The 5,789-nt window shown below is 66.2% G+C and carries 7 protein-coding genes and 1 pseudogene; all 8 read left to right on the top strand.

Annotation, left to right across the window (positions count from 1 at the left end):
* Positions 1-156, top strand: a pseudogene (locus AC1D00_RS23590) (transporter substrate-binding domain-containing protein); the annotation flags it as partial.
* 132 nt (positions 157-288) lie between these two features.
* Positions 289-951 carry an amino acid ABC transporter permease gene (locus tag AC1D00_RS23585; protein ID WP_027547482.1) on the top strand — a complete coding sequence of 221 codons (663 nt, stop codon included), beginning with the start codon at positions 289-291 and terminating at the stop codon, positions 949-951.
* Positions 948-1,742, top strand: a complete 795-nt coding sequence (locus AC1D00_RS23580; RefSeq protein ID WP_135179038.1) for an amino acid ABC transporter ATP-binding protein — start codon at positions 948-950, stop codon at positions 1,740-1,742. The genes AC1D00_RS23585 and AC1D00_RS23580 overlap by 4 nt, the downstream gene beginning before the upstream one ends.
* The gene (locus AC1D00_RS23575; protein WP_477012306.1) at positions 1,742-2,497 is read left to right on the top strand and encodes an SDR family NAD(P)-dependent oxidoreductase; all 756 of its coding nucleotides are present in this window, start codon (positions 1,742-1,744) and stop codon (positions 2,495-2,497) included. The genes AC1D00_RS23580 and AC1D00_RS23575 overlap by 1 nt, the downstream gene beginning before the upstream one ends.
* A complete protein-coding gene (locus AC1D00_RS23570; RefSeq protein WP_477012305.1) occupies positions 2,494-3,621 on the top strand; it encodes a muconate cycloisomerase family protein in 1,128 nt (375 codons plus the stop codon). The genes AC1D00_RS23575 and AC1D00_RS23570 overlap by 4 nt, the downstream gene beginning before the upstream one ends.
* A gap of 264 nt (positions 3,622-3,885) precedes the next feature.
* Positions 3,886-4,305, top strand: coding sequence for an HIT domain-containing protein (locus AC1D00_RS23565; RefSeq protein ID WP_092187180.1), 420 nt, complete (start codon positions 3,886-3,888; stop codon positions 4,303-4,305).
* An 11-nt stretch (positions 4,306-4,316) separates the two neighbouring features.
* Positions 4,317-5,261, top strand: coding sequence for an NAD(+) diphosphatase (gene nudC, locus AC1D00_RS23560; protein WP_477012304.1), 945 nt, complete (start codon positions 4,317-4,319; stop codon positions 5,259-5,261).
* Positions 5,262-5,274: 13 nt separating this feature from the next.
* The coding region (locus AC1D00_RS23555) for a PfkB family carbohydrate kinase (protein WP_477012303.1) at positions 5,275-5,789 on the top strand (515 nt) is incomplete at its 3' end.

The raw sequence follows: 5,789 nt of genomic DNA, 5'->3' as shown, positions 1-5,789 counted from the left end.
GGCATCCGCCGCGAGGCCGACAAGACCTGGCGCGACTACGTCAACACCTGGATCGACTTCAACAAGGGCCTCGGCTTCATCCGCAACGCGATCATCACCAACATGGAGCTGGTGGGCGTGACCGAAGCGGACATTCCGCCGGGCGTTTCGCTGTAAGTCAACGCCGTCATTCCGGGGCTCGCGRAGCGAGAACCCGGAATCTCGAGATTCTCCGGTGCGCAATTGCGCACCTGAGTTCGATGCTTCGCATCGYCCCGGAATGACAGTACGAGACGAGTAAACGCACGCATGTATCATTGGGACTTCGGCATCCTCTGGAGCTATCGCTGGCTCTTTCTCAACGGGCTCGGCGTCACCGTCGGCTTCACCGTGGTCATCGTGGTGCTCGGCCTCGTCTTCGGCCTGTTCGGGGCGTTCGGCAGCCTGTCGCGCTTCAAGGCGGTGCGCCTCGTCGCGCTCACCTTCATCGAGGCGTTCCGCTGCACGCCGATCCTGGTGCAGCTGATCTGGTTCTATTACGCGCTGCCGATCCTCGCCGGCGTCGAGATGACGCCGATCACGGCCTCGGCGCTGGCGCTCTCGCTCTATGGCGGCTCGTTCTATTCGGAGATCATCCGCGGCGGCATCGTCTCGATCGACAAGGGCCAGTCCGAAGCGGGTGCCGCGCTCGGCATGACCCCTGGCCAGGCGATGCGGCGCATCGTGCTGCCGCAGGCGATCAAGCGCATGATCCCGGCGCTGATGAACCAGTCGATCATCCAGTTCAAGAACACCTCGCTGGTCTCGGTGCTGGCGGTGCCCGACCTGGTCTATCAAAGCCAGGTCGCAGCCCATGACAGCTACCGGCCGCTGGAGACCTACACCGCGGTCGCGGTTGCCTATGCTGCGATCCTGATCCCGCTCACCATCATCGTCCGGCGCGGCGAGAAGCGACTGGCGGTCGGCGAATGAACGACATTTCGAAGATCGAGATCCGGGCCTTGCGCAAGAGCTTCGGCAGCAACGAGGTCCTGAAGAACATCAGTCTCGACGTCGCCAAGGGCGGCGTGGTGGCGCTGATCGGGCCATCAGGCTCAGGCAAGTCCACCCTGCTCCGCTGCATCAATCTGCTGGTCGTGCCCGACGGCGGCAGCGTCCGTGTCGGGGATACGCGCTTTTCGTTCGGCGATGGCTCGAAGCTGCCCGATGTGAAGACGCTGGCGAAATTCCGCGCCACCACCGGCATGGTGTTCCAGCACTTCAACCTGTTCCCGCACATGACCACGCTCCAGAACGTGATGGAGGGACCGGTCACGGTGCGGCGCATGGCCAGGGCGGATGCCGAGACCCTCGCGCGCGCGCAACTCGCCAAGGTCGGGCTTGCGGAAAAGGCCGACCAGTATCCGGCGACGCTCTCGGGCGGACAGAAGCAGCGCGTCGCGATCGCCCGTGCGCTCGCGATGGAGCCGGACGTGATGCTGTTCGACGAGGCCACCTCGGCGCTCGACCCTGAACTCGTCGGCGAGGTGCTCGCCGTGATGCAGCGGCTGGCGTCGGAAGGCATGACCATGGTGATCGTGACCCATGAGATCGCTTTCGCCCGCGAGGTCGCCGACCGCCTGATCTTCATGCGCGACGGTGTCGTCGTCGAGGAAGGCCCGGCGCGGCAGGTGATCGACAATCCGCAGGAAGCCGCAACGCGTGCCTTCCTCAGCCATTTCCACCGCACCGGCGCATTGCCTCCGGCCAACGCTACATCGTGATGCCCAATATCGATCGCGCCTATCTCGTCACCGGTGCCGCCAGCGGCATCGGCCGCGCCACCGCAAGACTGCTCGCGGCGCCCGGCACCGCGCTGCTGCTGCACACGCGCTCCAACGCGGCCGGCCTCGATGCCACCGCGGTGGAAGCCGAAGCGAAAGGCGCTGTTGTTGCAAAATGCCTCGGCGACCTCGCCGAGGAAGTCGCGGCCACCGATGCAATCGCCGCTACACAAAACGCTTTCGGCCGGCTGGATGGATTGATCCTCGTGGGCGGCCACGCCCGCCGCGGCAGCGCCATCGGCACGCCGGCGGATCAATTCCGCCAAGCGATGGACGAATCCGCTCTGGCCTTCACGCGTCTGGTCGACGCCGCGCTGCCGCTGCTGCGCGCTGGCCGCGACGCACGGATCGTGGCGGTGTCGTCCTTCGTGGCCCACGCGATCCGCCCCGAATTCGCGCCGTTCGCAGCGACGGCTGCGAGCCGTTCCGCGCTGGAAGCCTTGGTGCGGCTCACCGCAGTTGAACTGGCCGGCGACGGCATCACCGTCAACGCGGTGGCGCCAGGCCTCATCGTCAAGGACAAGCCAAGCGAAAGCCGGCTGTCACCCGAGCAGATCGCCGCAACCGAGGCGCTGATTCCGATGCGCCGCCGCGGGCGGCCGGAGGAAGTGGCCGAGATCATCGCCTTCCTGGCGTCGCCCAAAACATCCTACGTCACCGGCCAGGTCTGGCACGTCAATGGAGGCCTGACATGACCGAAGCGACCGTCGCACGCATCAGGCTGTTCCTGATCGAAAGCCCGATCAAGATGGCGCGCCTGCAGGGCGTCGGCAACGTCAAGGGCACCGTGAAGCGCGTGCTCCTCGAGCTCACGTCAAGCGACGGCGTGGTCGGCTGGGGCGAGGCGGCGCCGTGGGAGGTATTCACGGGAACGCCGGAGGCGGCGTTCTCCGCGCTCGACATCTATCTGCGGCCGATCCTGCTCGGCAAGCCGGTCCGCCGCATCCGCGCGCTGATGGCGGAGCTCGACCGCGCGCTGGTCGGCCATGCCGAGGCCAAGGTCGCAATCGAGATGGCGCTGCTCGACATCGTCGGCAAATCGTCGGGGCTGTCGGTCGCCGACCTGCTCGGCGGCCGCGTGCGCGACACCATCCCCCTCTCCTTCTCGATCGCCGATCCGGACTTTTCCGCCGATCTCGAACGCATGCGAAAAATGGTTCCGGACGGCAATGTCATCTACAAGGTCAAGACCGGCGTGAAGCCGCATCGCGAGGATCTCGATCACCTCGAGGCGATCCGGAAAGAATTCGGCGACAAGGTCGATCTGCGCGTGGACTACAACCAGGCGCTGGCGCCGTTCGGCGCCATCAAGATCCTGCGCGATGTCGAGCAGTTCGCGCCGACCTTCATCGAGCAGCCGGTGCCGCGCAAATATCTCGACGTCATGGCGCATCTGACCGCGGCGCTGGAGACACCCGTGCTCGCCGACGAAAGCTGTTTCGACCGCCGCGACATGATGGAGGTGGTGCGCCGCGAGGCGGCCGATGCCGTCTCGATCAAGCTGATGAAGGCCGGCGGCCTGTTCGAGGCGCAGGCGATCATGGCGATCGCCGACATCGCCGGCCTGCCCGGCTATGGCGGCACGCTGTGGGAGGGCGGCATCGGCCTTGCCGCCGGCACGCAGCTGATCGCGGCCACGCCCGGCATCTCGCTCGGCTGCGAATTCTACATGCCGCATCATGTGCTGACCGAGGACGTGCTGGAAGAGCGCGTCGCCAACCGCGCCGGCCATGTCGTGGTGCCGGACGGCCCCGGTCTCGGCATTCGCGTCAGCGAAGCCTCGGTCCGCGCCAATGCGCGGGTGCTCGCGGAGGCGTAAGACGTCGCCACAAATTCGCTGTCGTCCCGGCGAAGGCCGGGATAACCACAGGATCGAGTTTGACGAAGATTCCGGGTTGCCAGCTCGCGCAATAACCACTCCCTGTGGTTATAGGTCCCGGATCTGCGCGCGCTTGGGGCGCGCTTGTCCGGGACGACGACCGCGTATGCGGTGACAGCGGGGCCGAATCCTTCCCCTATCGGAATCGGTATCGTATGGTCGGCCCCAACAAGCCCGCCCCGCCGGGCCATCCGGAAAACCTTCATGCCCGAACCCGCCTGGTCGCTGCACTCCCGCCTGAAAGAGGACACCATCGACATCGGCGACCTGCCGTTGTCGAAGGTGCTGGTCATCAAGGACGCGCATTATCCCTGGCTGCTGCTGGTGCCGCGGCGCCCCGATGCGGTCGAGATCATCGATCTCGACGAGGTGCAGCAGGCGCAGCTGATGACCGAGATCTCCCGCGTCTCGCGCGCGCTGAAGGAGATCACCAAATGCGACAAGCTCAATATCGCGGCGCTCGGCAACCTCGTGCCGCAGCTTCACGTCCACATCATCGCCCGCCGCACCGGTGACGCCGCCTGGCCGCGGCCGGTCTGGGGCGTGATGCAGCCCTTGGCGCACGACGCCACCGAGGTGCAGAATTTCATCAGCGCGCTTCGCCGAAAAATCTGGTTGGGTTGAAAGAACAAGAAATGTCAGCATTCGACGCATTTCCGCTGGGGCAGCCGGCCTTCGTCACCAACGTCCTCGACCGCGCCGCGCATCTGCGCCGCGACGACGAAAAGCTGTTCGCGCTGGAGCAGAAGCCGACCTCGCGCGCCTATGTGGTCCATCGCGACTCGCTGCTGGTGAAGCGCGAGGGCGAAAAGGTGCGCGCGCTGCTGGGAATCGACGAGGCGCTGAAATGCGGTGCCAATCCCGGCACGATCTTCCTAGGGTTGCGCGACGGCGCCGCTGTATTCGGCATGGGCCTGTCGCAAGCCGCCGCCGAGAAGCTGGTCGGCCCCGAGGACTACAGCCTCACCGAGCTGCGCGGCATGGCCATGCAGGGCGCGATTCGCCCCGACGAGCTCTCGGCGGTCGCGATGGCGAAGTCGATGGTGAGCTGGCACCAGCGCCACGGCTATTGCGCCAATTGCGGCACGCGCAGCGCGATGAAGGAAGGCGGCTGGAAGCGCGATTGCCCTGCCTGCAAGGCGGAGCATTTTCCGCGCACCGATCCGGTCGTGATCATGCTGGTCGCCTCCGGAGAAAAATGCCTGCTCGGCCGCCAGAAGCAGTTTCCGCCAGGCATGTTTTCGTGCCTTGCCGGCTTCGTCGAGGCCGCCGAGACCATCGAGGACGCGGTGCGCCGCGAGATCCTCGAGGAGTCCGGCATCCGCTGCACCGACGTGCAGTATTACATGACGCAGCCGTGGCCTTATCCGTCGTCGCTGATGATMGGCTGCAGCGCGCGGGCGCTGAACGAAGACATTGTCGTCGACCACTCCGAGCTGGAGGATGCGCGCTGGTTCACGCGCGAGGAGGCGGCCCTGATGCTGACGCGGACGCATCCCGACGGGCTCGCCGGCCCGCATCCCTTCGCCATCGCCCATCATCTGCTCGGCCGCTGGGTGCACGACAAGAGCGGCGCTTGAGCTGAGGCCAGCGATGGCCGGGATCGCACCGCGCATCCTCTGCATCGGCATTCCCGTACGCGACCTGACCTTTCGCGTGGAGGCCGTGCCCGCGCGCGGCAGCAAGGCGAACGCCACGCATCTTGCCGAGATCTGCGGCGGCAACGCGCTCAATGCCGCGATCGCGATGGCACGGCTTGGTGGCCGCGTCGCGTTCGCAGGTCCCATGGGCGATGCGCGGGAGACGTCGAGCGGTTTCATTCTCGAACGGATGGCGAAGGAAGGCATCGACACAAGCCATATCGTGCGCATGCCTGATGTGACCACGCCCGTCTCCGCGATCATGATCGAGCCCTCCGGCGAGCGGACACTCACGATCTATCGCGATCCCGGCCTGTGGAGCATGGAGTTGCCGGACGCCGACGTCCTGCTCGCCGATTGTCGGGCAATCCTCGTCGAAAGCCGCTGCGCCGCGTTCGCGACCTCCCTCTGCACCGAGGCGCGCCGGCGCGGCATCCCCGTCGTCGTCGGCGTCGACCGCGCGATGTC

Source organism: Bradyrhizobium sp. P2_E8, from assembly GCF_056403875.1.
Note: the sequence above shows the minus strand (reverse complement) of the source record. Positions and strands in the feature narration are given on the sequence as shown.

Excerpts from the sequence above, each read along its gene's own strand:
- AC1D00_RS23585 (WP_027547482.1), top strand. The coding sequence starts at position 289 with ATGTATCATTGGGACTTCGGCATCCTCTGGAGCTATCGCTGGCTCTTT.
- AC1D00_RS23580 (WP_135179038.1), top strand. The coding sequence starts at position 948 with ATGAACGACATTTCGAAGATCGAGATCCGGGCCTTGCGCAAGAGCTTC.
- AC1D00_RS23575 (WP_477012306.1), top strand. The coding sequence starts at position 1,742 with ATGCCCAATATCGATCGCGCCTATCTCGTCACCGGTGCCGCCAGCGGC.
- AC1D00_RS23570 (WP_477012305.1), top strand. The coding sequence starts at position 2,494 with ATGACCGAAGCGACCGTCGCACGCATCAGGCTGTTCCTGATCGAAAGC.
- AC1D00_RS23565 (WP_092187180.1), top strand. The coding sequence starts at position 3,886 with ATGCCCGAACCCGCCTGGTCGCTGCACTCCCGCCTGAAAGAGGACACC.